The sequence below is a fragment of the Bowmanella yangjiangensis genome, from assembly GCF_017255015.1.
GTDB classification, from domain to species: Bacteria; Pseudomonadota; Gammaproteobacteria; order Enterobacterales; family Alteromonadaceae; genus Bowmanella; species Bowmanella yangjiangensis.
In genome coordinates this window covers 1-292 of sequence record NZ_JAFKCS010000885.1, presented here as the reverse complement: position 1 = coordinate 292, position 292 = coordinate 1, and the positions used below count along the sequence as shown (strand labels likewise).

The window sequence follows — 292 nt, the reverse complement described above, 5'->3', positions numbered from 1 at the left end:
GATTGGCCATCTTGCGCGCAGCCACCGGCGCTTGCAGACTGGCAGAGTCGATCCTCTGCCGAGTCCATCGCCATGCTTGAGCTGCGCCCCAACTGCGAACGCTGCGACTGCGATCTACCCGCCGCCAGTGTCGACGCCCTGATCTGCTCCTTCGAATGCACCTTCTGCCGCGCGTGCGCCGAGCAGGCGCTGGCGCTGCGTTGCCCCAACTGCGGCGGCGAGCTGGTCAGGCGGCCGATTCGCCCCGCCGAGAAGCTCGAACGCTTCCCCGCTTCCACCCAGCGCGTTCACA

At 67.8% G+C, this 292-nt stretch carries 1 protein-coding gene; it reads left to right on the top strand.

Annotation, left to right across the window (positions count from 1 at the left end; genetic code table 11):
- Positions 1–72: 72 nt before the first annotated feature.
- Positions 73–292, top strand: a 220-nt coding sequence (locus J0A65_RS27080) for a DUF1272 domain-containing protein (protein ID WP_206597249.1), incomplete at its 3' end; no start/stop codon positions are given.